Annotated in this window: 16 protein-coding genes; 9 read left to right on the top strand and 7 right to left on the bottom strand. The window is 58.5% G+C overall.

Annotated elements, in window-relative coordinates; genetic code table 11:
• Nucleotides 1-14: 14 nt before the first annotated feature.
• From glgC to glgP, 3 genes are read left to right on the top strand one after another with little or no spacing between them, the layout of a single operon-like run.
• Entirely contained in the window at nucleotides 15-1310 is a 1296-nt protein-coding gene (gene glgC / locus IM304_RS20385; protein WP_148420570.1) for a glucose-1-phosphate adenylyltransferase, read from the top strand.
• Complete coding sequence (gene glgA / locus IM304_RS20380; protein WP_148420608.1) at nucleotides 1310-2743, top strand: glycogen synthase GlgA; 1434 nt, start codon at nucleotides 1310-1312, stop codon at nucleotides 2741-2743. The genes glgC and glgA overlap by 1 nt, the downstream gene beginning before the upstream one ends.
• An 18-nt stretch (nucleotides 2744-2761) precedes the next feature.
• A complete protein-coding gene (gene glgP, locus IM304_RS20375) occupies nucleotides 2762-5209 on the top strand; it encodes a glycogen phosphorylase (protein ID WP_193356543.1) in 2448 nt (815 codons plus the stop codon).
• A 129-nt stretch (nucleotides 5210-5338) separates the two neighbouring features.
• Here the strand turns inward: glgP and glpD are convergent, their stop codons facing one another.
• Entirely contained in the window at nucleotides 5339-6847 is a 1509-nt protein-coding gene (gene glpD / locus IM304_RS20370) for a glycerol-3-phosphate dehydrogenase (RefSeq protein WP_193356542.1), read from the bottom strand.
• A 250-nt stretch (nucleotides 6848-7097) separates the two neighbouring features.
• Here glpD and glpE point away from each other — a divergent pair, with 250 nt between their 5' ends.
• Genes glpE through IM304_RS20355 form a run of 3 tightly spaced genes read left to right on the top strand, consistent with a single transcriptional unit; the run spans nucleotide 7098 to nucleotide 9083 of the window.
• Entirely contained in the window at nucleotides 7098-7430 is a 333-nt protein-coding gene (glpE, locus tag IM304_RS20365; RefSeq protein ID WP_193356541.1) for a thiosulfate sulfurtransferase GlpE, read from the top strand.
• Nucleotides 7431-7477: 47 nt separating this feature from the next.
• Nucleotides 7478-8308, top strand: a complete 831-nt coding sequence (glpG, locus tag IM304_RS20360) for a rhomboid family intramembrane serine protease GlpG (protein WP_148420573.1) — start codon at nucleotides 7478-7480, stop codon at nucleotides 8306-8308.
• A 16-nt stretch (nucleotides 8309-8324) separates the two neighbouring features.
• Nucleotides 8325-9083 (top strand): DeoR/GlpR family transcriptional regulator, encoded by a 759-nt coding sequence (locus tag IM304_RS20355; RefSeq protein ID WP_193356540.1) that lies wholly within the window; start codon nucleotides 8325-8327, stop codon nucleotides 9081-9083.
• Between the two features lie 46 nt (nucleotides 9084-9129).
• On the opposite strand, the gene malT is transcribed toward IM304_RS20355, so the two are convergent.
• Nucleotides 9130-11835, bottom strand: coding sequence for an HTH-type transcriptional regulator MalT (gene malT / locus IM304_RS20350; RefSeq protein WP_148420575.1), 2706 nt, complete (start codon nucleotides 11833-11835; stop codon nucleotides 9130-9132).
• A 573-nt stretch (nucleotides 11836-12408) separates the two neighbouring features.
• Here malT and malP point away from each other — a divergent pair.
• Both malP and malQ read left to right on the top strand, forming a co-directional pair.
• The gene (malP, locus tag IM304_RS20345; RefSeq protein WP_193356539.1) at nucleotides 12409-14802 is read left to right on the top strand and encodes a maltodextrin phosphorylase; all 2394 of its coding nucleotides are present in this window, start codon (nucleotides 12409-12411) and stop codon (nucleotides 14800-14802) included.
• A gap of 9 nt (nucleotides 14803-14811) precedes the next feature.
• Nucleotides 14812-16893, top strand: coding sequence for a 4-alpha-glucanotransferase (gene malQ / locus IM304_RS20340; RefSeq protein WP_148420577.1), 2082 nt, complete (start codon nucleotides 14812-14814; stop codon nucleotides 16891-16893).
• A gap of 66 nt (nucleotides 16894-16959) precedes the next feature.
• On the opposite strand, the gene gntT is transcribed toward malQ, so the two are convergent.
• From gntT to gntX, 3 genes are all read right to left on the bottom strand, one after another.
• On the bottom strand, nucleotides 16960-18276 hold the full coding sequence (gene gntT / locus IM304_RS20335) for a gluconate transporter (RefSeq protein ID WP_193356538.1): 1317 nt from the start codon (nucleotides 18274-18276) through the stop codon (nucleotides 16960-16962).
• A 307-nt stretch (nucleotides 18277-18583) separates the two neighbouring features.
• A complete protein-coding gene (gene nfuA, locus IM304_RS20330) occupies nucleotides 18584-19159 on the bottom strand; it encodes a Fe-S biogenesis protein NfuA (protein WP_003861601.1) in 576 nt (191 codons plus the stop codon).
• A 61-nt stretch (nucleotides 19160-19220) separates the two neighbouring features.
• The gene (gene gntX, locus IM304_RS20325) at nucleotides 19221-19901 is read right to left on the bottom strand and encodes a DNA utilization protein GntX (protein ID WP_176609307.1); all 681 of its coding nucleotides are present in this window, start codon (nucleotides 19899-19901) and stop codon (nucleotides 19221-19223) included.
• Nucleotides 19902-19937: 36 nt separating this feature from the next.
• Here gntX and bioH point away from each other — a divergent pair, with 36 nt between their 5' ends.
• Complete coding sequence (gene bioH / locus IM304_RS20320) at nucleotides 19938-20720, top strand: pimeloyl-ACP methyl ester esterase BioH (RefSeq protein ID WP_193356537.1); 783 nt, start codon at nucleotides 19938-19940, stop codon at nucleotides 20718-20720.
• Here the strand turns inward: bioH and feoC are convergent.
• Nucleotides 20692-20931: a [Fe-S]-dependent transcriptional repressor FeoC gene (gene feoC, locus IM304_RS20315; protein WP_148420581.1), complete on the bottom strand. Its 240-nt coding sequence runs from the start codon at nucleotides 20929-20931 to the stop codon at nucleotides 20692-20694. The genes bioH and feoC overlap by 29 nt on opposite strands.
• 11 nt (nucleotides 20932-20942) lie before the next feature.
• Nucleotides 20943-23261 carry a Fe(2+) transporter permease subunit FeoB gene (gene feoB / locus IM304_RS20310; protein ID WP_193356536.1) on the bottom strand — a complete coding sequence of 773 codons (2319 nt, stop codon included), beginning with the start codon at nucleotides 23259-23261 and terminating at the stop codon, nucleotides 20943-20945.
• Between the last annotated feature and the right edge of the window lies 1 nt (nucleotide 23262).

Below are 23262 nucleotides of genomic sequence, written 5' to 3'. Positions count from 1 at the left end.
AAAAGGAGTTAGTCATGGTTAGATTAGAGAAGAACGATCCGTTAATGTTGGCACGCCAGCTACCATTAAAAACAGTTGCCCTGATACTCGCGGGCGGGCGCGGTACCCGTCTGAAAGATTTAACCATCAAGCGCGCCAAGCCAGCGGTTCACTTTGGTGGTAAGTTTCGTATTATCGATTTTGCACTCTCCAACTGCCTGAACTCAGGCATTCGCCGCATTGGCGTCATTACGCAGTACCAGTCGCACACGCTGGTGCAGCACATTCAGCGCGGCTGGTCATTCTTCAGCGAAGAGATGAACGAGTTTGTCGATCTGCTTCCCGCTCAGCAGCGCGTTCACGGGGAAAACTGGTACCGCGGTACGGCGGATGCCGTAACCCAAAACCTCGACATCATTCGCCGCTACAACGCGGAATACATCGTGATCCTCGCGGGTGACCACATCTACAAGCAGGATTACTCCCACATGCTGATCGACCATGTGGAAAAAGGGGCGCGATGCACCGTGGCGTGTTTGCCCGTGCCCGTTGCTGAAGCAACCGCCTTTGGCGTGATGCACGTGGATGCGGACGACAAGATTATCGACTTTGTCGAAAAGCCGTCGAACCCGCCAACCATGCCGGGGGACGACACCAAATCGCTCGCCAGCATGGGGATCTATGTCTTTGATGCAGATTATCTTTATGAGCTGCTGGAAGAAGACGACAAAGACGAAAACTCCAGCCACGATTTCGGCAAAGACATTATTCCGAAAATCACCAAAGCTGGCATGGCGTATGCACACCCCTTCCCGCTGTCCTGCGTGCAGTCCGATCCTAATGCGGAACCTTACTGGCGCGACGTGGGAACCCTGGAAGCGTACTGGAAAGCCAACCTCGATCTGGCATCCGTAACGCCCGAGCTGGACATGTACGACCAGAACTGGCCGATTCGCACCCATATGGAATCGCTGCCGCCCGCGAAGTTCGTGCAGGACCGTTCCGGCAGCCACGGCATGACGCTAAACTCGCTGGTTTCTGGCGGGTGCATTATCTCCGGTTCGGTGGTGGTGCAGTCCGTGCTGTTCCCGCGCGTGCGTATAAACTCATTCTGTAATATCGATTCGGCCGTTCTGCTGCCGGATGTCTGGGTAGGGCGCTCGTGTCGTCTGCGTCGTTGCGTAATCGACCGTGCCTGCGTCATTCCTGAGGGGATGGTGATTGGCGAAAACGCGGAAGAAGATGCGCGTCGTTTCTACCGTTCGGAAGAGGGGATCGTGTTAGTAACACGGGAAATGTTGCGGAAGCTGCAAATCAAACAGGAGCGATGATGCAGGTTTTACACGTATGTTCTGAGATGTTCCCGTTGTTAAAAACGGGCGGACTGGCGGATGTTCTTGGGGCACTACCGGCGGCGCAAATTGCCGGAGGGGTAGATACCCGCGTGTTGTTGCCCGCTTTTCCGGATATCCGACGCGGTATTCCTGATGCAAAGGTTGTTAGCCGCCGTGAAACCTTCGCGGGACGTATTACCCTGCTGTTTGGACACTACAATGGCGTAGGGATTTACCTGATTGACGCGCCGCATTTATACAACCGACCGGGCAGCCCGTATCACGATACCAACCTGTTCGCCTATACCGACAACGTGCTGCGCTTTGCGCTGCTCGGCTGGGTGGGCGCAGAGATGGCGGTCGGGCTGGATCCGTTCTGGCGTCCTGACGTGGTACACGCGCACGACTGGCATGCCGGGCTTGCGCCCGCGTATCTGGCGGCGAAAGGCCATCCGGCCAGGTCGGTGTTTACGGTGCACAACCTGGCGTATCAGGGCATGTATTACGCCCATCATATGAATGACATCGATCTGCCATGGTCGTTCTTTAACATGCACGGGCTGGAGTTTAACGGGCAGATTTCGTTCCTGAAGGCGGGGCTGTACTACGCCGACCACATTACGGCGGTTAGCCCCACCTATGCGCGAGAAATCACCCAGCCGGAGTTTGGCTACGGCATGGAAGGCCTGCTGCAGCAGCGCCATCGTGAAGGTCGCCTGTCGGGGATCCTGAACGGCGTGGATGAGCAGATCTGGAACCCGGAAACCGATCTTCTGCTGGCGGCGCGCTACGGGCGCGACTCGGTGGAAGATAAAGCGGAAAACAAGCGTCAGCTGCAGATTGCGATGGGGCTTAAGGTCAACGACAAGGTGCCGCTGTTTGCGGTGGTCAGCCGCCTGACCAGCCAGAAAGGGCTGGATCTGGTGCTGGAGGCGCTGCCGGGGCTACTGGAGCAGGGCGGCCAGCTGGCGCTGCTCGGCGCGGGCGACCCGGTGTTGCAGGAAGGCTTCCTGGCGGCCGCGGCGGAACATCCGGGGCAGGTGGGCGTACAGATTGGCTATCACGAAGCGTTTTCCCACCGCATCATGGGCGGTGCGGACGTGATTCTGGTACCGAGCCGATTCGAACCCTGCGGCCTGACGCAGCTCTATGGTCTGAAATACGGCACGCTGCCGCTGGTGCGGCGCACGGGCGGGCTGGCGGATACGGTGTCGGATAGTTCTCTGGAGAACCTGGCGGACGGTATCGCCAGCGGGTTCGTCTTTGAGGACAGTAATGCCTGGTCGCTGCTTCGCGCGATCCGGCGCGCTTTCGTCTTGTGGTCCCGTCCATCCCTCTGGCGTTACGTGCAGCGTCAGGCGATGTCCATGGACTTTGGCTGGCACGTTGCGGCGCAGTCCTACCGCGACCTTTATCAACGCTTGATGTAACGAGGCGAAGTTACTGATATGAATGCTCCATTTAGCTACTCTTCACCCACGCTCAGCGTTGAGGCGTTAAAGCACTCCATCGCCTATAAGCTGATGTTTACCATCGGGAAAGATCCCGTTATTGCCAACAAGCACGAATGGCTGAACGCCACGCTGTTTGCGGTGCGGGACCGTATGGTCGAACGCTGGCTGCGCTCCAACCGCGCCCAGATGTCGCAGGAGACGCGACAGGTGTACTACCTGTCGATGGAATTTCTGATTGGCCGCACCCTCTCCAACGCGCTGCTGTCGCTCGGTATTTACGACGACGTTAAAAACGCGCTGGAAGAGATGGGGCTGGACTTAGAAGAGCTGATTGACGAAGAGAACGACCCGGGGCTGGGTAACGGTGGTCTCGGGCGTCTTGCCGCCTGCTTCCTTGATTCGCTGGCGACGCTGGCGCTGCCGGGACGCGGGTACGGTATTCGCTACGACTACGGCATGTTCAAGCAGAACATCGTCGATGGACGTCAGAAAGAGTCGCCGGACTACTGGCTGGAATACGGTAACCCGTGGGAGTTCAAGCGCCACAATACGCGCTATAAGGTGCGCTTTGGCGGGCGCATTCAGCAGGAAGGGAAAAAATCCCGCTGGGTGGAAACCGAAGAGATCCTCGCCGTTGCCTATGACCAGATCATCCCCGGCTACGACACCGATGCGACCAATACGCTGCGTCTGTGGAACGCGCAGGCCAGTAGCGAGATCAACCTGGGTAAATTTAACCAGGGCGACTACTTCGCGGCGGTGGAAGATAAAAACCACTCCGAGAACGTCTCCCGCGTGCTCTACCCGGATGACTCGACCTACTCGGGCCGCGAGCTGCGCCTGCGTCAGGAGTATTTCCTCGTCTCGGCAACGATTCAGGATATCCTCAGCCGTCACTATCAGCTGCACAAAACCTACGCGAATCTGGCAGAGAAAACCGCTATTCACCTCAACGACACCCATCCGGTGCTGTCGATCCCCGAGCTGATGCGCCTGCTGATTGACGAGCATAAGTTCAGCTGGGATGACGCGTTTGAAGTGACCTGCCAGGTGTTCTCGTACACCAACCACACGCTGATGAGCGAAGCGCTGGAGACGTGGCCGGTGGACATGCTCGGCAAAATTCTGCCGCGCCACCTGCAGATCATCTTCGAGATCAACGACTACTTCCTCAAGACCCTGCAGGAGCAGTACCCGAACGATACCGGCCTGCTGAGCCGCGCCTCGATCATTGATGAATCCAACGGCCGTCGCGTACGCATGGCCTGGCTGGCGGTGGTGATCAGCCACAAGGTGAACGGGGTGTCAGAGCTGCACTCGAACCTGATGGTGCAGTCGCTGTTCGCGGACTTCGCGAAGATCTTCCCGACGCGTTTCTGCAACGTGACCAACGGCGTTACGCCGCGCCGCTGGCTGGCTCTGGCGAACCAGCCGCTCTCCGACGTGCTGGATGAGAACATTGGCCGCACCTGGCGCACCGATTTGAGCCAGCTGAGCGAGCTTGAGCAGCACATTGATTTCCCGACGGTAAACAAAGCCGTGCGGGAAGCCAAGCTGCTGAACAAAAAGCGTCTGGCAGTCTGGCTGGCGATGCACCTCAACGTGGTGGCAAACCCGAAAGCGCTGTTTGACGTGCAAATCAAGCGTATCCACGAGTACAAGCGTCAGCTGATGAACGTGCTGCACGTTATTACCCACTACAACCGCATTAAGGCCGATCCGAGGGCGGAGTGGGTGCCGCGCGTGAAAATCTTTGCCGGCAAGGCGGCGTCCGCCTACTACATGGCGAAGCACATCATTCACCTCATCAACGATGTGGCGAAGGTGGTCAACCAGGATCCGGACATTGGCGACAGGCTGAAGGTGGTGTTTATCCCGAACTACAGCGTGAGCCTGGCGCAGCTGATTATTCCGGCGGCGGATCTCTCCGAGCAGATTTCCACGGCGGGAACGGAAGCGTCCGGCACCAGCAACATGAAGTTTGCCCTGAACGGCGCGCTGACCATCGGCACGCTGGACGGCGCCAACGTCGAGATGCTGGACCACGTGGGGGCGGAGAATATCTTTATCTTCGGCAATACGGCGGAAGAGGTGGAGGCGCTTCGCAAGAAGGGCTACTCGCCGCGCGAGTATTACGAAGAGGATGAGGAGTTACGCCAGGTGCTGACGCAAATCGCTACCGGGGTATTTAATCCTGAGGAGCCCGGCCGCTACCGTGACCTGGTGGATTCGCTGATTAACTTTGGCGACCACTATCAGGTGCTGGCGGATTACCGCAGCTACGTGGATTGTCAGGATAAGGTGGACGAGCTGTACCGTCATCAGGAGAAGTGGACCAGCGCCGCGATGCATAACATCGCCAACATGGGTTACTTCTCGTCGGACAGAACCATCAAGGAGTATGCCGAGAATATCTGGCATATCGATCCGGTGCGGTTATAAAAGCAAAGCGGCAACCCTGGTTGCCGCTTTTAGCGTTAGTTACCTCTCCCTTCGGGGAGAGGATATTAAAGTCCCCTCTCACCTTCGGGGAGAGGGTTAGGGTGGGGGCACCAGCCCGCACCGATCGCATCAAGACGCCAACGACAGCTCACGCTTTCCCGCATGCTGCGCCAGCCACTGCGCCACGCGAGACTGCTGCTCGGCGTTGAGCCACATCCCTTCTTTCGTACGGCACCAGATGGCATCTTCCAGGCGACGAACCCACTCGTGTTCAACCAGGTAGCGCAGCTCCGCTTCGTACAGCTCGTGGCCGAAATGCTCGCCCAGATCGGCAAGCGCTTTCGCGTCTCCCAGGAACAGCTCGGTATTGCTGCCGTAGGTGCGGGCATAGTGGCGCGCCATACCTTCGGTGATGAACGGGTAGCGACGGCGCAGCTTCGCGGCGTAATCATCGCGGTTTCCGCCGATATCACCGCCAGGCAGCACCGCCTCTTTGGTCCACGCCGGGCCAATGCCTTTATAGTACGGCGCCAGTTTTTCCAGCGCGTGCTCGGCCAGCTTGCGGTAAGTGGTAAGCTTGCCGCCAAAGACTGACAGCAGCGGCGCCTGACCGCCTTCGTCGTGAATATCGAGCGTGTAGTCGCGGGTGATCGCCTGCGGTGAATCAGACTCGTCATCGCACAGCGGACGCACGCCGGAGTAAGTCCAGACCACGTCATCGCGCGCAAGCTGCTTTTTAAAGTGCGCGTTATACACCTTCAGCAGGTAGCTGACCTCGCTCTCGTCGATCTCCACGTTTTTCGGATCGCCCTTGTACTCCACGTCGGTGGTGCCGATGATGGAGAACTCGTCCATCCACGGGATCACAAACACGATGCGCTTGTCTTCGTTTTGCAGAATGTAGGCCTGCTTCTGGGTATGCACGCGCGGCACCACGATGTGGCTGCCCTTAATCAGGCGGATGCCGTACGGTGAAGGCAGGTGCATGCCGTCGTCGAAAAACTGTTTCACCCACGGGCCGGTGGCGTTCACCAGGCCGCGCGCTTTCCAGCTAAACTTCTCGCCGGTATCCACGTCTTCCGCTTCCACGATCCACAGGCCGTTTTCACGACGCGCGGCGGTGGCGCGGGTGCGGGTTTTCACCTCGCCGCCCTTCTTCTCAACCATCTGCGCATTCGCCAGAACCAGGCGCGCATCGTCCACCCAGCAGTCGGAATATTCGAAACCGCGCACGATTTCAGGCTTAAGGACCGATTCTGAGCCAAAACGCAAACCGTTCGAACCCGGCAGGCTGGTGCGTTTGCCGAGATGATCGTACATAAACAGGCCAATGCGGATCATCCACGCCGGACGCAGGTGCGGGCGGTGGGGCAGGCGGAAGCGCATCGGGATCGCCAGATGCGGCGCCATCTTCAGCAGCACTTCACGTTCGGCCAGCGCTTCGCTGACCAGGCGGAATTCGTAGTGTTCCAGGTAGCGCAGGCCACCGTGGATCAGCTTGGAGCTGGCGGACGACGTCGCGCAGGCGAGATCGTTAGCTTCCAGCATCAACACGGATAAACCGCGTCCTGCGGCGTCGACCGCAATACCGGCACCGTTGATGCCACCGCCTATCACAATCAGATCTTTGGTTTCCATAACACCCTCATGCACTTTCGTTAAAGCTCAAAAATGTTCGATATCGCTCATAATAGCAAAGGAACGCGCTTTTGGTAACATCAAAAAAACAATTTAGAGTGATATGGATAACATAATGGCGTTTACCCGCCGCCAGGACGTACACTACGGGGTAAAATAGTGCGACTAACTTTTCTCCCTCTCCCCGTGGGAGAGGGCTGGGGTGAGGGCATCAGAGCGCACCCAACCTGAACAACAGAAAGAGAACACCATGGATCAGTTTGAATGTATTAACGTAGAAGAAGCCCACCAGAAGATGCACCAGGGAACAGCGGTGCTGGTGGATATCCGCGATCCGCAGAGCTTTGCGATGGGCCACACCCCGGGCGCGTTCCATCTGACCAACGACACGCTGGGGACGTTTATGCGCGATAACGACTTCGAAACCCCGGTGATGGTCATGTGCTACCACGGCAACAGCAGCAAAGGCGCGGCCCAGTATCTGATCCAGCAGGGCTACGATGCGGTCTACAGCGTCGACGGCGGCTTCGACGCCTGGCATCGTCATTTCCCGGCAGAAGTTGAATACGCGTTCGAGCGCTGATCCCGCTATACTGTCCCCTTTTGTGTGGAAATAAGCGACCGCTGCCCATGTTGATGATCACCTCTTTTAGCAACCCGCGCGTCGCCCAGGCGTTTGTCGACTATATGGCGACGCAGGGCATTATCCTGACTATTCAGCAGCATACGCAAACGGACGTCTGGCTGGCGGATGAAAGCCAGGCCGATCGCGTTAACGCCGAGCTGGCGCGCTTCCTGGAAAATCCTGGTGACCCTCGCTATCTGGCGGCAAGCTGGCAGTCCGGCCATACCGGCAGCGGACTGCATTATCAGCGTTTTCCGTTCCTTGCCACGATCCGCGAGCGCGCAGGCCCGTTTACCCTGCTGCTGATGGCGGCCTGTATCCTCGTTTTCATTATTATGAACGTGGTGGGCGACCAGAGCGTGATGCTGGCCCTGGCGTGGCCGTACGATCCCTCCCTCGAGTTTGACGTCTGGCGCTACGTCTCCCATGCGCTGATGCACTTCTCGGTAATGCATATTCTCTTTAACCTGCTGTGGTGGTGGTATCTCGGCGGCGCGGTGGAGAAGCGGCTCGGCAGCGGCAAGCTGATTGTAATCACCATCATTAGCGCCCTGCTGAGCGGCTACGTGCAGCACAAATTCAGCGGCCCGTGGTTTGGCGGGTTATCCGGCGTGGTGTACGCCCTGATGGGTTACGCCTGGCTCAGAGGCGAGCGCGACCCGGATAGCGGCATCTATTTACAACGCGGCTTAATAACCTTTGCGTTAATATGGCTTATTGCCGGATGGTTCGATCTGTTTGGTATGTCTATCGCCAACGGTGCGCACGTTACCGGGCTGGCGGTCGGGCTGGCGATGGCGCTTGCCGACACGCTCCATGCGCGAAAACGAACATAATTCCCAGGGATATTTCATGAAACAAACACAACGTCATGACGCCATTATCGAACTGGTAAAAAAACAGGGATACGTCAGTACCGAAGAGCTGGTGGAGCAGTTTGCCGTCAGCCCGCAAACCATCCGTCGTGACCTGAACGACCTTGCCGATCAGAACCGTATCCTGCGACACCACGGCGGCGCCGCGCTGCCGTCCAGCTCGGTGAATACCTCGTGGCACGACCGTAAGGCCACGCAAACGGCAGAGAAAGAGCGTATCGCCCGCAAAGTGGCGAGCCAGATCCCGAACGGCGCAACGCTGTTTATTGATATTGGCACCACGCCGGAAGCGGTCGCCCACGCGCTGCTCAGTCACGAGAACCTGCGCGTGGTCACCAACAACCTGAACGTGGCCAACACCCTGATGCAGAAAGATGATTTCCGCATCATTCTCGCGGGGGGCGAACTGCGCAGCCGCGACGGTGGCATTATCGGCGAGGCGACCCTCGATTTTATTTCTCAGTTTCGTCTCGATTTTGGCATTCTGGGGATCAGCGGCATCGACACCGACGGCTCGCTGCTGGAGTTCGATTATCACGAGGTGCGCACCAAGCGCGCGATTATAGATAACTCGCGCCACGTGATGCTGGTGGTGGACCATTCCAAGTTTGGCCGTAACGCGATGGTGAACATGGGCAGCATCAGCATGGTCAACGCGGTTTACACCGACGTGATGCCGCCAGCGGGGGTACTGCAGGTGATTAAGGATAATAATGTGCAGTTAGAGTTATGTTGAGAAGCCATTCTCCCTCTCCCGAAGGGAGAGGGCCGGGGTGAGGGCATCAGACCCCGTACCCCATCATCTTCAGCAGCTGCTGCGCATGCTGCACGGCGTCCTGACGGTGCGCCACGCCCAGCTTCTGATACAGATTGCGAATGTGCGTTTTGATGGTGGTCGCCGCCACCGCCAGCTCGCCGGCAATCTGCTCGTTGCTGTAGCCGGAATAGATTAGCCCCAGCACCTGCCATTCACGCTGGGTGAGCGGGCTGGTGCGGATAAGCTCCGGCACTTCCGGATGGTTCAGCAGTCGTTCAACAAAGTTCTCATCGAAATGCGCAAACTTGTGGCGGTGGTGCTGGTTGATCTCGCGCAGAATGCGCTGGGCGCGATGCTGGTCGAGTTCCGGCAGCGTGTTGAGCTGAATCAGCTGGCGCAGCTGCTGCGCCATCACTTCACCCTCAATCACAAAGTGGCTGATAAACCCGGTGCGGTTCGCCAGCTGCAACGCTTCCAGCAGCACGCGCTGGGCGTCGCTTTTACGTCCCGCCTGCCAGTAAAGCTGGTTTAACAGCAGCAGGTTACGGTTCAAATCACTCATCAGGCGCAGGCTGCGGGCGTTTTCATTTAACTCTTCCAGCACGATCTCGGCAGGCTCGAAGTCGCCCAGCAGGATCTGCACGCGGGCGATATTGCGCCACTGGCTTTGCAGGAAGTGGTTATTGGCAAACGCCGGTTTTGGCGTCTGACGCAGCCAGTTGGCGGCGGATTTTTTATCGCCGGTCATCTGCCAGTAAATCACCCGGACCTTATCGGCGTTGGATACCCAGTCGCTATGGTACTGACCGTTGCCGAGCAGGTTTTCAAGGCGGTTAAGATGGTTACGGGCATTATCCAGATCGCCGCGCGCCAGCGAGCACTGCACCAGCAGGGCCAGGCACTGCAATTGCTGCTGCGGCTGGAAGCTGGAAAGCACGTTCACACCCTGACGGGCGCAGCTTTCTGCTTCATCCAGACGCGACCACGCCCACAGCAGCTGGGCGCGAATGCGCAGCAGGAACTCATGCATCGGCAGCTGCTCAAGATGCTGGTCGCGGATTAGCTGGAACGCTTTTTCCTGGTTTTCCCAGGCGGCCTGCAGGAACCCCTGAGCAAACAAAATCTCGCTCTGCTGGATCAGGCTCCACAGCGCGTAGTGCCAGACATCGTGGCGGCGCGCCATCTGTTCGGTTTGCTGCATCAGTGAAAGCGAACGCGTGAGGTCGCCTTTACAGTGCAGGACTTCGCCGTGCACCGAGGTGGCCACAATGCGGCTGTAGAAATTCGCCAGCGGCAGCTCATCCAGGGCGACCATGGCGAGCCGTTCAGCTTCGTCCGGATCGCCGTCATTAATCGCCACCTGCGCACGCAGGGCGTTAAATTCGCCGTGCAGGGTGGCATCCATCTCGCTTTCCATCTCCTGCTCGGCGCGCGCCAGCAGGGTGTTCACTTCGCTGTAGCGATGCTGGCTCTGCATCAGCCAGGCCTGGAGCAGCACCAGGCGCGGGTTCTCCAGCAGGCTCTCCCACGGCAGCGCTTTTAGCGACTCTTCCAGCAGCGTCAGCTCGCTGTGGTTGAACAGCCCCCACGCGTGGTTGAGCAGAATATCGCGCAGCATACCGGCATCACCGGCGGCCAGCGCGTGGTGGATAGCCTCGCTCGGAAAACCTTGCGCCATCCAGCTTTCGGCGGCGGCGCGGTGTATTTCAGGCAGCTCAGCGGCCAGCTCCCACTGGCAGCGCTGGCGCAGGAAGCTGCCAAACAGCGGGTGGTAGCTAAACCATTCGCCGGGATCGTCCATCCGCGTCAGGAACAGGCCCTGACGTTCAATCTCTTCAAGCTGAAGCTGACCGTTTTCAATGCCGGTGACGCGCACAATCAGCGCATCGTTCATGGAGCGCAGCAGGGAGCTTTTCAGGAGGAAGTGGCGGGTAGTGAGATCGACGCTGTCGAGTACCTCATCAACCAGATAATCCGACAGGTGGCTGGCGTTGATTCCCGCCAGGCGACGCGCGGACTGGTGCGTCGGGCTGTTGTTTTGCCGCGCGGACAGGGCAATCAGCTGAAGCGCCGTGGCCCAGCCAGCAACATCATCACACAGGCGGCTGCTTTCAGACGCTTCAATCGGAGAGGTCAGACGGCAGTCAAAGAACTGCTTCGCTTCCTGATGGGTAAAAGCCAGCTGCTGGCTGCCGATTTCGAGCAGCTGATCGCGCACGCGCAGGTTGGCAATGCCCAGCTGCGGCAGGTTACGCGACAGCACGACCAGCGTCAGATTTTCCGGCTGGTGGCGCAGGAAGAAACGCATCGACTCGTGAATAACCGGGTTAGTGATCAGATGGTAATCATCAATCACCACGTACAGCGGACGGTGCCATTCGGCCAGCTCGATAAACAGCTGTGAGAAAAGGGAGGACAGGCTGGCGTACTGGCGCTTTTGCACCATCACTTCGCTGGTGACGCAGTGTCCGTTGGTTGCCTGCTGAATAGCGGCAATTAAATAGCTGGCAAAACGCTCCTGCTGGTTATCCCCCTCGTCAAGGGAGTACCAGCCGAGATCGCTCTTGCCCGCCGCCCATTGTGAAATGAGCGTTGTCTTTCCATAACCTGCAGGACTCGTAACCAGCGCCAGTCGGAAATTATGCGCGCCGGAAAGTTTAGCCAGCAGGCGCTCGCGGACCACAGTATGGTCAAGACGAACCGGGCGACTTAATTTGGACGGAATCAACATAGTTTTCACTTCACTGTGGGGAACGAGAGAAATTATTTTTTTTGCGCTTCGTAATTAATGCCTATAAGTTCGGCCAATAAAGGAACTATTGCAAGTTATGTCTGGGTTTTGTACCCATGAATTTGCACTGTGTCACAAAACATTATCCGGAATGTTGGAACTTTCTCATTCAGGGCTGGATGCCGCGCCGCTGCTGGTTTGAATGCGTGGAGAAAGGCTTCGCTGAAACTGGTTTCAGAAAGAGATAATGACGGAAAAGTTAATAAAGTCAGGGTAACGTTTCAGGGACTTCATCGCGGTACTTAATTATCCTCCGCGTCCGAAAATATTATTCCAGGTAAGTAATCATTACAGGGAGGATTAATTTCCCCCGAAACCGCATTTCATTTTTTTGACACGCTTCCGGGATATCTTTTTTCCCGCAAAGCACACTCACAGAGTGGCCTCGATCACACTTTTTGCTCATCCCCGCTACTCCTCCCTGCCTAATCCCCGACAGGAGGAGGAAGAGGCGCAATGAGCCAGGCACACTAGCGCCAAATGTGTTTTCTCTCTACAGGATGCCGATTCCCTATGTCACAGCCTACTTTCAACAAAGCTCAATTTCAGGCTGCCCTGACGCGTCAGTGGCAGCGTTTTGGTCTTCAAGCTGCAAGCGAGATGACGCCGCACCAGTGGTGGCAGGCGGTGAGCGGGGCGCTCGCAGAGCAGCTGGATGCTCAGCCCGTGGCGAAGCCCGTTAAAGGCCAGCGCCACGTCAACTACATCTCGATGGAGTTCCTGATTGGTCGCCTGACGGGCAATAACCTGCTGAACCTTGGCTGGTATCAGGACGTCGGCGATGTGCTGAAAGAACACGATATTAATTTGACCGATCTGCTCGAAGAAGAGACTGATCCGGCGCTGGGCAACGGTGGTCTGGGACGTCTGGCAGCCTGTTTCCTGGACTCCATGGCTACGGTAGGCCAGTCCGCCATTGGCTATGGCCTGAACTATCAGTACGGCCTGTTCCGCCAGTCGTTTGCTGACGGTCACCAGATGGAAGCGCCGGACGACTGGCACCGCAATACCTATCCGTGGTTCCGCCACAACGCGCAGCTGGACGTGCAGGTAGGGATTGGCGGTAAAGTCACGAAGCAGGGCCTCTGGGAGCCGGCGTTCACCCTCACCGGCGAAGCCTGGGATCTGCCGGTGCTCGGCTACCGTAACGGCGTGGCGCAGCCGCTGCGCCTGTGGCAGGCGAAGCACGCGCATCCGTTCAACCTGACCAAATTCAACGACGGTGATTTCCTGCGCGCCGAGCAGCAGGGTATCGACGCCGAGAAGCTGACCAAAGTGCTCTACCCGAACGACAACCATCTGGCGGGCAAAAAGCTGCGTCTGATGCAGCAGTACTTCCAGTGCGCCTGCTCCGTGGCGGACATTCTGCGCCGCCACCACCTGGCGGGCCGCACGCTGGCGCAACTGCCTGACTTCGAGGTCATCCAGCTGAACGACACCCACCCAACCATCGCCATTCCGGAACTGCTGCGCGTGCTGATCGACGAGCATCAGCTGAGCTGGGACGACGCCTGGGCAATCACCAGCCGCACCTTCGCCTACACCAACCACACCCTGATGCCGGAAGCGCTGGAGTGCTGGGATGAGAAGCTGGTGAAAACGCTGCTGCCGCGCCATATGCAGATCATCAATAAGATTAACGATCGGTTCAAAACGCTGGTGGAGAAAACCTGGCCGGGCGATAAGGTCGTCTGGGCGAAGCTGGCCGTGGTGCACGACAAGCAGGTACGCATGGCGAACATGTGCGTGGTGAGCGGGTTTGCGGTGAACGGCGTGGCCGCTCTGCACTCGGATCTGGTGGTGAAGGATCTGTTCCCGGAATATCACCAGCTGTGGCCGACCAAATTCCACAACGTGACCAACGGCATTACGCCGCGTCGCTGGATCAAGCAGTGCAACCCGCTGCTGGCCGGCCTGCTGGATAAAACCCTCAAGAAAGAGTGGGCCAACGATCTGGACCAGCTGATTAACCTGGAAAAATACGCTGACGACGCAGCGTTCCGCGAGGAGTACCGCGCCATCAAGCGGGAGAACAAGGTTCGCCTCGCGGAGTTTGTGAAAATGCGTACCGGAATTGTCATCAACCCGAATGCGATTTTCGACATCCAGATCAAGCGCCTGCACGAGTACAAACGCCAGCACCTGAACCTGCTGCACATCCTCGCGCTGTACAAAGAGATCCGTGAGACCCCGCAGGCCGACCGCGTGCCGCGCGTGTTCCTGTTCGGTGCGAAAGCGGCGCCGGGCTATTACCTGGCGAAAAACATTATCCTCGCCATTAATAAAGTGGCGGCGGCGATCAACAACGACCCGAAGGTGGGCGACAAGCTGAAGGTGGTGTTCCTGCCGGACTACTGCGTCTCTGCGGCTGAGATGCTGATCCCGGCGGCGGATATCTCTGAGCAGATCTCTACCGCCGGTAAAGAAGCGTCCGGTACCGGCAACATGAAGCTGGCGCTGAACGGCGCCCTGACCGTCGGCACGCTGGACGGCGCGAACGTTGAAATCGCGGAGAAGGTCGGTGAAGAGAACATCTTTATCTTCGGCCATACTGTTGAAGAAGTGAAAGCCATCAAAGCCAAAGGTTACGACCCGGTGAAATGGCGTAAAAAAGACAAAGTGCTGGATGCGGTGCTGAAAGAGCTTGAAAGCGGTAAGTACAGCGACGGCGACAGGCACGCGTTTGACCAGATGCTGCACAGCATGGACAAACAGGGCGGCGACCCGTACCTGGTCATGGCTGACTTCACGGCTTACCTTGAAGCGCAGAAGCAGGTCGACGTGCTCTATCGCGACCAGGACGCGTGGACCCGCGCGTGCATCCTGAACACCGCGCGCTGCGGCATGTTCAGCTCTGACCGCTCAATCCGTGATTATCAGGCCCGTATCTGGCAGGCAAAACGCTAAGGAAGCGCGATGGAGAGTAAACGTCTGGACAGTGCCGCGCAGGCGGCGGGAATTAGCCTCAGTTACATCAACGCGCACGGCAAACCGCAGTCAATTGGTGCGGATACCAAACGACGTTTGCTGGATGCCATGCACAAAACCGACGCGAAAGCGTCGGCTGCGCCTGTGCCGAACGTGAAGGTCTTTACCGCAGGCAAAAAGATGCCGCTGGCGGTGGAAGGGCGCGGCGAGTTCAGCTGGCTGCTCACTACCGAAGAGGGGCATCAGCACAAAGGCCAGGCCACCGGCGGCAAAACGCTTAACCTTCCGGCGAAGCTGCCGGAGGGCTACCACACCTTAACGCTCACCCGGGACGACCAGCGTTTTCACTGCCGGGTGATCGTGGCGCCAAAGCGCTGCTATGAGCCGCAGGCGCTGCTCGAAGGCAAAAAGCTGTGGGGGGCCTGCGTGCAGCTCTACACCCTGCGCTCGGACAGCAACTGGGGCATCGGCGATTTCGGCGATCTGAAAAAGATGCTGGTGGACGTTGGCGAGCGCGGCGGGGCATTTATCGGCCTTAACCCGATCCACGCGCTCTATCCGGCCAACCCGGAAAGCGCCAGCCCGTACAGCCCCTCTTCCCGTCGCTGGCTGAACGTCATTTATATCGACGTTAACGCGTTAGAGGATTTTAAAAACAGCAAAGAGGCCCAGGCCTGGTGGAAGCTTGAGACCACGCAGCACATGCTGAAACAGGCTCGCGACGCGGACTGGGTTGATTACGCCACCGTTACCGCCCTGAAAATGGCGGCCCTGCGTCTGGCGTGGAAGGGCTTTGCGAAGCGTGACGACGAGCAGATGGCAGCCTTCCGCCAGTTTGTGATGCAGGAAGGCGAGAGCCTTTACTGGCAGGCGGCGTTTGATGCGCTGCACGCTTATCAGGTGCAGGAGGACGAGATGCGCTGGGGCTGGCCGGTATGGCCGAAAGCGTATCAGTCCGTTGATACCCCGGAAGTGAAGGCGTTCTGTGAAACGCACGCCGACGAGGTGGATTTCTATCTCTGGCTGCAGTGGCTGGCGTACAGCCAGTTTGCCGCCTGCTGGCAGGTGAGCCAGGGCTATAAGATGCCGATCGGGCTGTATCGCGATCTGGCCGTGGGCGTGGCGGAAGGCGGCGCGGAAACCTGGTGCGATCGTGAGCTTTACTGCCTGAAGGCCTCCGTCGGTGCGCCGCCGGATATCCTTGGCCCGCTCGGTCAGAACTGGGGCTTGCCGCCGATGGATCCGCACGTCATGGCGGCACGCGCCTACGAGCCGTTTATCGACCTGCTGCGCGCTAACATGCAGAACTGCGGCGCGCTGCGTATCGACCACGTGATGTCCGTGCTGCGTCTGTGGTGGATCCCGTACGGTGAAACGGCAGACCACGGGGCGTACGTGCAGTATCCGGTTGACGATCTCCTGTCGATCCTCGCGCTGGAGAGCAAACGTCACCAGTGCATGGTGATCGGTGAAGATCTCGGTACCGTGCCGGTGGAGATTGTCAGCAAGCTCCGCGACAGCGGCGTCTACTCCTACAAAGTGCTCTATTTTGAAAACGACCATGAGAAAACCTTCCGCGCGCCGAAAGCGTACCCTGAGCAGTCAATGGCAGTCGCGACGACGCATGACCTTCCTACGCTTCGTGGCTATTGGGAAAGCGGTGACCTGACCCTTGGCAAAACGCTGGGCCTTTATCCTGATGAGGAGGTCCTTCGCGGCCTGTATCAGGATCGCGAGCTGGCGAAGCAGGGGCTGCTGGACGCGCTGCACAAGCATGGCTGTCTGCCGAAGCGCGCCGGGCATAAGGCGTCGCTGATGTCGATGACCCCAACGCTTAACCGTGGCTTACAGCGCTACATTGCCGACAGCAACAGCGCCTTACTCGGCCTGCAGCCGGAAGACTGGATTGATATGGCGGAGCCGGTGAACATTCCGGGAACCAGCTATCAGTACAAGAACTGGCGCCGCAAGCTGTCCACAACGCTTGAGAAGATGTTTGCCGATGACGGGGTGAACAGGCTGATTAAGGATCTGGATAAGCGCAGAAGGGCGGTGGGCAAGAAGCGGTAATTTTCCCCTCACCCTAACCCTCTCCCCAACGGGGAGAGGGAACCGATCGAGTCTCTGTGAGGGAAGTCAGACCACCATATTCAGCAGCAGCACCCCGACCAGACCACACACCGAAATAATGGTTTCCAGCATTGACCAGGACTTGATGGTTTCACCGATAGTCAGGTTGAAGTACTCCTTGAACAGCCAGAAGCCCGGATCGTTCACATGGGAGAAAATCACGCTACCGGAACCTACCGCGATAACCATCAGCTCAGGGCTGACGCCCGTTGTAGCGATCAGCGGCGCAACGATACCGCCTGCGGTGATTGCCGCAACGGTTGCAGAGCCCAGCGCGATACGCAGAACCGCGGCGATAGACCAGGCCATCAGGAGCGGCGACACGTTGGTTTCATGCATCATTGCCGCGATATATTTATCCACGCCGCTGTCGACCAGCACCTGCTTGAACGCACCGCCACCGCCGATAATCAGCAGCATCATGGCAATGATTTTGATGGAAGAGGTCAGCGTGTCGTTGATCTGATCCATGGAGCGACCGCGGTTAAGCCCGAAGGTGAACATGGCGATCAGCACCGCAATCAGCGTTGCCATCACCGGGTCGCCCAGGAACTCGGCAACGGCCAGGAACGCGTGGCCTTTTGGCAGAACCATCTCCGCTACGGCACGCATCGCCATCAGGATCACCGGCACCAGCGAGGTCCAGACGCTGACGCCAAAGCCAGGCATCTCTTCTTCGGTGAAGGTTTTGGCGCTGTACAGCCCTTCCGGGATTGGCTTATCAATGCCTTTCAGGAAGCGGGCATAAACGGGGCCTGCCAGGATAACCGTTGGGATCGCCAGAATCGTACCGAACAGCAGGGTTTTACCCATATCGGCATGGAAAATGGTGGCGATAGCGGTTGGGCCCGGGTGCGGCGGCAGGAAGCCGTGGGTCACGGACAGCGCTGCTGCCATTGGTACACCCACGAACAGCAGCGGGATGTTGGCGGCGGCGGCGATGGTAAACACCAGCGGCAGCATCAGCACGAAGCCCACCTCATAGAACAGCGCGAAGCCGACGGTAAAGCCGGTTAACACCACCGCCCACTGAATGTGCTGCTTACCAAATTTCTCAATCAGCGTGGTGGCGATACGCTGCGCGCCCCCGCAGTCCGCCAGCATTTTACCGAGCATGGCGCCGAAGCCCATGATCAGCGCCAGGCTGCCGAGCGTACCGCCGACGCCGGCTTTGATGGAGCTGATAACCTTAACCAGCGGCATTCCCTGCATCAGACCGACTGCAAGTGCCACCAGAACCAGAGCGATAAATCCGTTCATTTTGAAGCGGATCATCAAGAGCAGTAATAACACAACACCGATAGCGACGATGACTAATGGCATGATTGACCTGGCCTTTGAATTGTTATGGGTAACGTCATTGTTTCAACGACAAATTCCGGTTGTCCCAACTGGGAACAGAGCGATAACGGCACTCATACTGATGCCTGCGAAACCGTTAAGTTTAGTCGGCTGTTATAAGGGTGTTGAGTGCCCATGGGAATGATACGGGTAACATGGAGCGGTTGAGAATCACCCAGGATGGCAAAATTTAAATTATGCGACGCAGGTCAACATATAGAGGCAGGAGGCAGGAGGAGGGTCGGCCCGGTAAGCGTAGCGCTACCGGGCAATACGGACGGGCACGGAATCAGTAGTAAGAGTGCTCGCCGCGCTGGTGTTCGGTCAGATCGCGTACGCCCTTCAGCTCAGGGAATTCGTTCAGCAGCTGCTTCTCGATCCCTTCTTTCAGGGTGACATCGACCATGGAGCAGCCGTTACAGCCGCCGCCGAACTGCAGGATAGCCAGACCGTCTTCGGTGATTTCCATCAGGGAAACGCGACCGCCGTGGCCCGCCAGCTGCGGGTTGATCTGGGACTGCAGCAGATACTCCACGCGCTCCATCAGCGGCGCATCGTCAGACACTTTACGCATTTTCGCGTTCGGTGCCTTCAGGGTCAGCTGAGAACCCAGCTGGTCGGTGACAAAGTCGATTTCCGCATCTTCAAGATACGGCGCGCTCAGTTCATCGACGTAAGCGGTGAGCTGCTCAAATTTAAGGGCAGTGTCGGTTGCTTCCACAGCGTCCGGAGGACAATACGAGACACCACATTCTGCATTCGGAGTGCCTGGATTGATCACAAACACGCGGATCTGCGTCCCTTCTTCCTGATTTGCCAGCAGTTTGGCAAAGTGCGCTTGTGCAGAATCGGAAATACGGATCATAGCTTTGGCCTAATAGTTGACTAAATTACCTGGGTATAATCATACGCCCATTGAAGAAGAGCTACAAGGTACGGCACAGACACCATACCTGAACTGACGCGGCGCCGCTTTGCAAAAGCAGTCGGGAAAGTTCAGCAACGGTACTGCCCGTCGTGACGACATCATCCACAATCGCGATATGGAGGCCGCTGACCGGCAATTCAAGGCGAAAGGCGTTTTTCAGGTTCCTTTTGCGCGACCGGGCGTTGAGCCGGTGCTGAAGGGCGGTGGCGTGGACGCGCGTCAGCGCAGAGGCTGGGTAGCGGCATCCCAGCCAGCGGGCGAGCGGACGGCACAGCAGGTCGCTCTGATTGTAGCCGCGCCGCCAGTGGCGACGCTGAAAGAGCGGCACGTTCACGATCGCGTCGACCTGCGGCAGTCCGCGCGTTCGCCGCGCCTGAAGTACCGCCAGTAACAGCAGGCGTGCCAGCGGCTGCGCCAGCGCGCTCTGGCTGGAAAACTTGAACTGATGAATCAGACGGCTCAGCGGTAAAACGTAATCATCCACTGCCACCAGCGCGCTCCACGGCGGCGCTTTTTTAAGGCATCGTCCACAGGGGAGCGTCTGGCTGACGGCAGGCAAGCCGCACTGCGGGCAGCCCTTCAGGCAGCCCACCGCTCGCGTGCAGACGGAACAGACGCCCCACGCGCTTAGCGCAAGCGGCATTCGGCATAGCCAGCACAAGCCGGGCACTGTTAGCATACGTAACCTCCATGTGAAAAAAGAGAACGTTAACTGATGAAGACGCTGTGGTGGCAGACCGTAGGGACGGGAAATTGTCATCTTGTGCTGCTGCACGGATGGGGACTGAACGCCGAAGTGTGGCGTTGCATAAGTGAGGAACTGGCCTCGCAGTATACGGTACATCTGGTCGATCTGCCGGGGTATGGCCGTAGCCACGGCTACGGCGCGATGACGCTCGACGAGATGGCGGAGCAGGTTCTGGATGCCGCGCCGCAAAAAGCCGTCTGGCTCGGCTGGAGCCTGGGCGGGCTGGTGGCAAGCCAGATTGCGCTGAACCATCCTGAGCGGGTTCAGGCGCTGGTGACGGTGGCGTCATCACCGTGCTTCAGCGCCCGCGAGGCGTGGCCGGGCATCAAGCCTGAGGTGCTGGCCGGATTCCAGCACCAGCTGAGCGAAGACTTCCAGCGGACGGTGGAGCGTTTTCTGGCGCTACAAACTATGGGGACGGAGACCGCCCGGCAGGACGCGCGGACGCTGAAACAGACGGTGCTTTCCCTGCCGATGCCGGAAGTTGACGTGCTGAACGGTGGGCTGGAGATCCTGAAGACGGCCGATCTGCGCGAGCCGCTGGCGTCGCTGGCGGTACCGCATTTGCGTATTTATGGCTATCTGGATGGGCTGGTGCCGCGCAAGGTGGTTCCGCTGCTGGACGCGCTGTGGCCGGAGAGCCAGTCGCTGGTGGTTGCCAAAGCGGCACACGCGCCGTTCATCTCTCATCCTGCTGAGTTTTGTTCGGCGCTGTCCGCCTTTACTGGCGAAGCGTCCACCACTCCCTGAGGCAGGCTTTACCTTCCGGACAACTTTTACAACTGCCGGACAGGCAACCGTCCGGCTCTTCCTGAATGCGCACGGCTTTTCCCATCGCCTCCAGCCTTTCCAGCATGGCATCGATCATCGGCTGCGGCGTATGCAGGCTGAGGCTGAGCTGCTTCGCCTCCATTCGTCCCTGTAACGCCAGCAGGTCACGTACCTGAATCAACGTTGCCATCCGTTTGCCCCTTAGTGACAGTCGCCCGCAGGGCTGCTGCAGCAGGTGGTTGGGGTTTTGCGCGTCGCCAGCAGGTTGACGTCAACGCGGCTGCGCGCCCGGCGCAGCAGGCCAATCACCATCACGTTAAACAGGATCACCGCCAGGATACAGACCAGGCTGTAGCGCGGATGCTGCCCGTAGTTAACGGCCTGGTAAAACACGGTCGCCAGCGAGTAGGCAATGTTCAGCCCCCACAGAATGGAGAAGCCCATCCAGCCGCGGCTGGACTCGCGGGCGATGGCCCCCATCACCGAGATGCACGGAATATAGAGCAGGACGAAGATCAGGTAGCTGTAGGCCGCCGACGCGCTGCCGAATTTCTGGCCCATCACGCCCATTGCTCCGGTCGCCATTTCGCCGTCGCCCTTGCTGGCTTCAATCGGGTTCGCCAGCACGCTCAGGCTGAAGGTGTCTTTCAGGCTCTGCCAGGTCTCTTCCGCCGCGCCGAGCAGTTCATCACCGAGGTGGAACGCTGCCGGATTAAACTCCTCGTCCTGAATATTCTCAGCGGTGTAGAGCGTGTTCAGGGTGCCGACCACCACTTCTTTTGCCATCGCGCCGGTGAACAGGCCCACGGTTGCCTGCCAGTTGTCCTCCTGAACGCCAATCGGTTTGAAGACTGGGGTGATAATCCGGCTGACGGAGGCAAGCGCAGAATCATTAATGTTATCTGCCGCCTGGCCGCTCAGGGTGAAGCTGTTAAGGGCGCTCAGGAAAATGCTGACCACCACAATCACCTTACCGGCGCGCAGCACAAAGCCTTTCAGGCGCTGCCATGTCTGAATTACCAGGCTCTTCAGATGCGGAACGTGGTAAACCGGCAGCTCCATCACGAACGGCGACGCTTCGCCGCGCATGATGGTGTGCTTCAGCATCAGGCCGGTGAGGATAGCCATCACGATACCCAGCACATACAGGGAGAAGACGGCCAGCGCCCCTTCCTGACCAAAGAACGCCGCAGCAAACACCGCAAAGATCGCCAGACGCGCGCCGCAGGACATGAACGGTGCCATCATGATGGTCATCAGGCGTTCACGCGGTGCATCCAGCGTACGGGCGCCCATTACCGACGGCACGTTACAGCCAAAGCCGACAATCAGCGGCACGAAGGATTTGCCCGGCAGCCCCAGCGCCTGCATCAGGCGATCCATTACGAAGGCCGCGCGCGCCATGTAGCCGGAATCCTCAAGGAAGGAGAGGAACAGGTACATCATGCCGATTTGCGGCACCAGCGGCAGGACGGTGTTGATACCGCCGCCGATCCCCTGGGCAAGGAAAATGGTCAGCCACTCCGGGAAGTGGAGGGTGTAGCCCAGCCACTGAATGCCGTGCACGAAAATAGCGACAGAGCCGCCATCAAAGATCGGCTGCAGTGCACCGCCGATGTTAATGGCGAGCAGGAACATCACGTACATCACCAGTAAAAAGACCGGCAAACCGAGGAACCGGTTGAGCACGATTTTATCCACTGCGGCGGTAAAGCGGCTGGGCTCCGCGGTTAACGCGTTGCTGACCACGTCGCAGATCGCGGCGATGGCCTGATAGCGGGCATCCGCAATATGCAGAGCGGGATCGTCCAGCTCGTCGCTCAGGCGAGCCAGCGCAACGTCCAGCTTGTCCGCCGCATCGCCTGCGTAGGCGCGGCTGTAGATATCCCCTTCCAGCATTTGCAGGCCAAGCCACAGGCGCTGTCTGGCAGGCATGGCGTTATCCATCGCCTGCGCCAGCTGGCCGGCTTCGCGCAGCAGCGGCTGCGCGTAGTGCACCAGCTCAACGTCGGCGTTGCCCGTGTGGCGGTCAATTGCCAGCTTCAGGGCGTCAATGCCGCGCGCGCGGGTAGAAACCAGCGGAACCACCGGGCAGCCCAGACGGGCGGAGAGGGCATCGACGTCGATGCGCAGCTTTTGCTTCTCTGCGATGTCGAGCATGTTAAGCGCCACGATGCAGGGAATGCCCAGCTCCAGCAGCTGTAGCGTGAGATAGAGATTTCGCTCGAGATTGGAGGCATCTACCACGTTGATTAGCAGATCCGCGTCGCCGCTCAGAATATAGTGGCAGGCGATCTGCTCATCGAGAGAGGTCTGGGAAGAAATGGTGGTGAGTGAATAGGTTCCCGGCAAATCAACCAGCGTGACCTGATTGTCTGTCGTCGTGAACTGGCCTTCTTTACGTTCAACCGTTACGCCTGCCCAGTTTCCCACTCGCTGGCGCGCGCCGGTTAATTGATTGAATAATGTTGTCTTGCCGGAATTAGGATTGCCAATTAAGCCAATAGTTAATTTTTTCATT

Source organism: Enterobacter cloacae complex sp. P40C2, assembly GCF_014930695.1.
Lineage (GTDB): Bacteria > Pseudomonadota > Gammaproteobacteria > Enterobacterales > Enterobacteriaceae > Enterobacter > Enterobacter pasteurii.
This window is presented reverse-complemented; position numbering and strand designations above follow the sequence as displayed.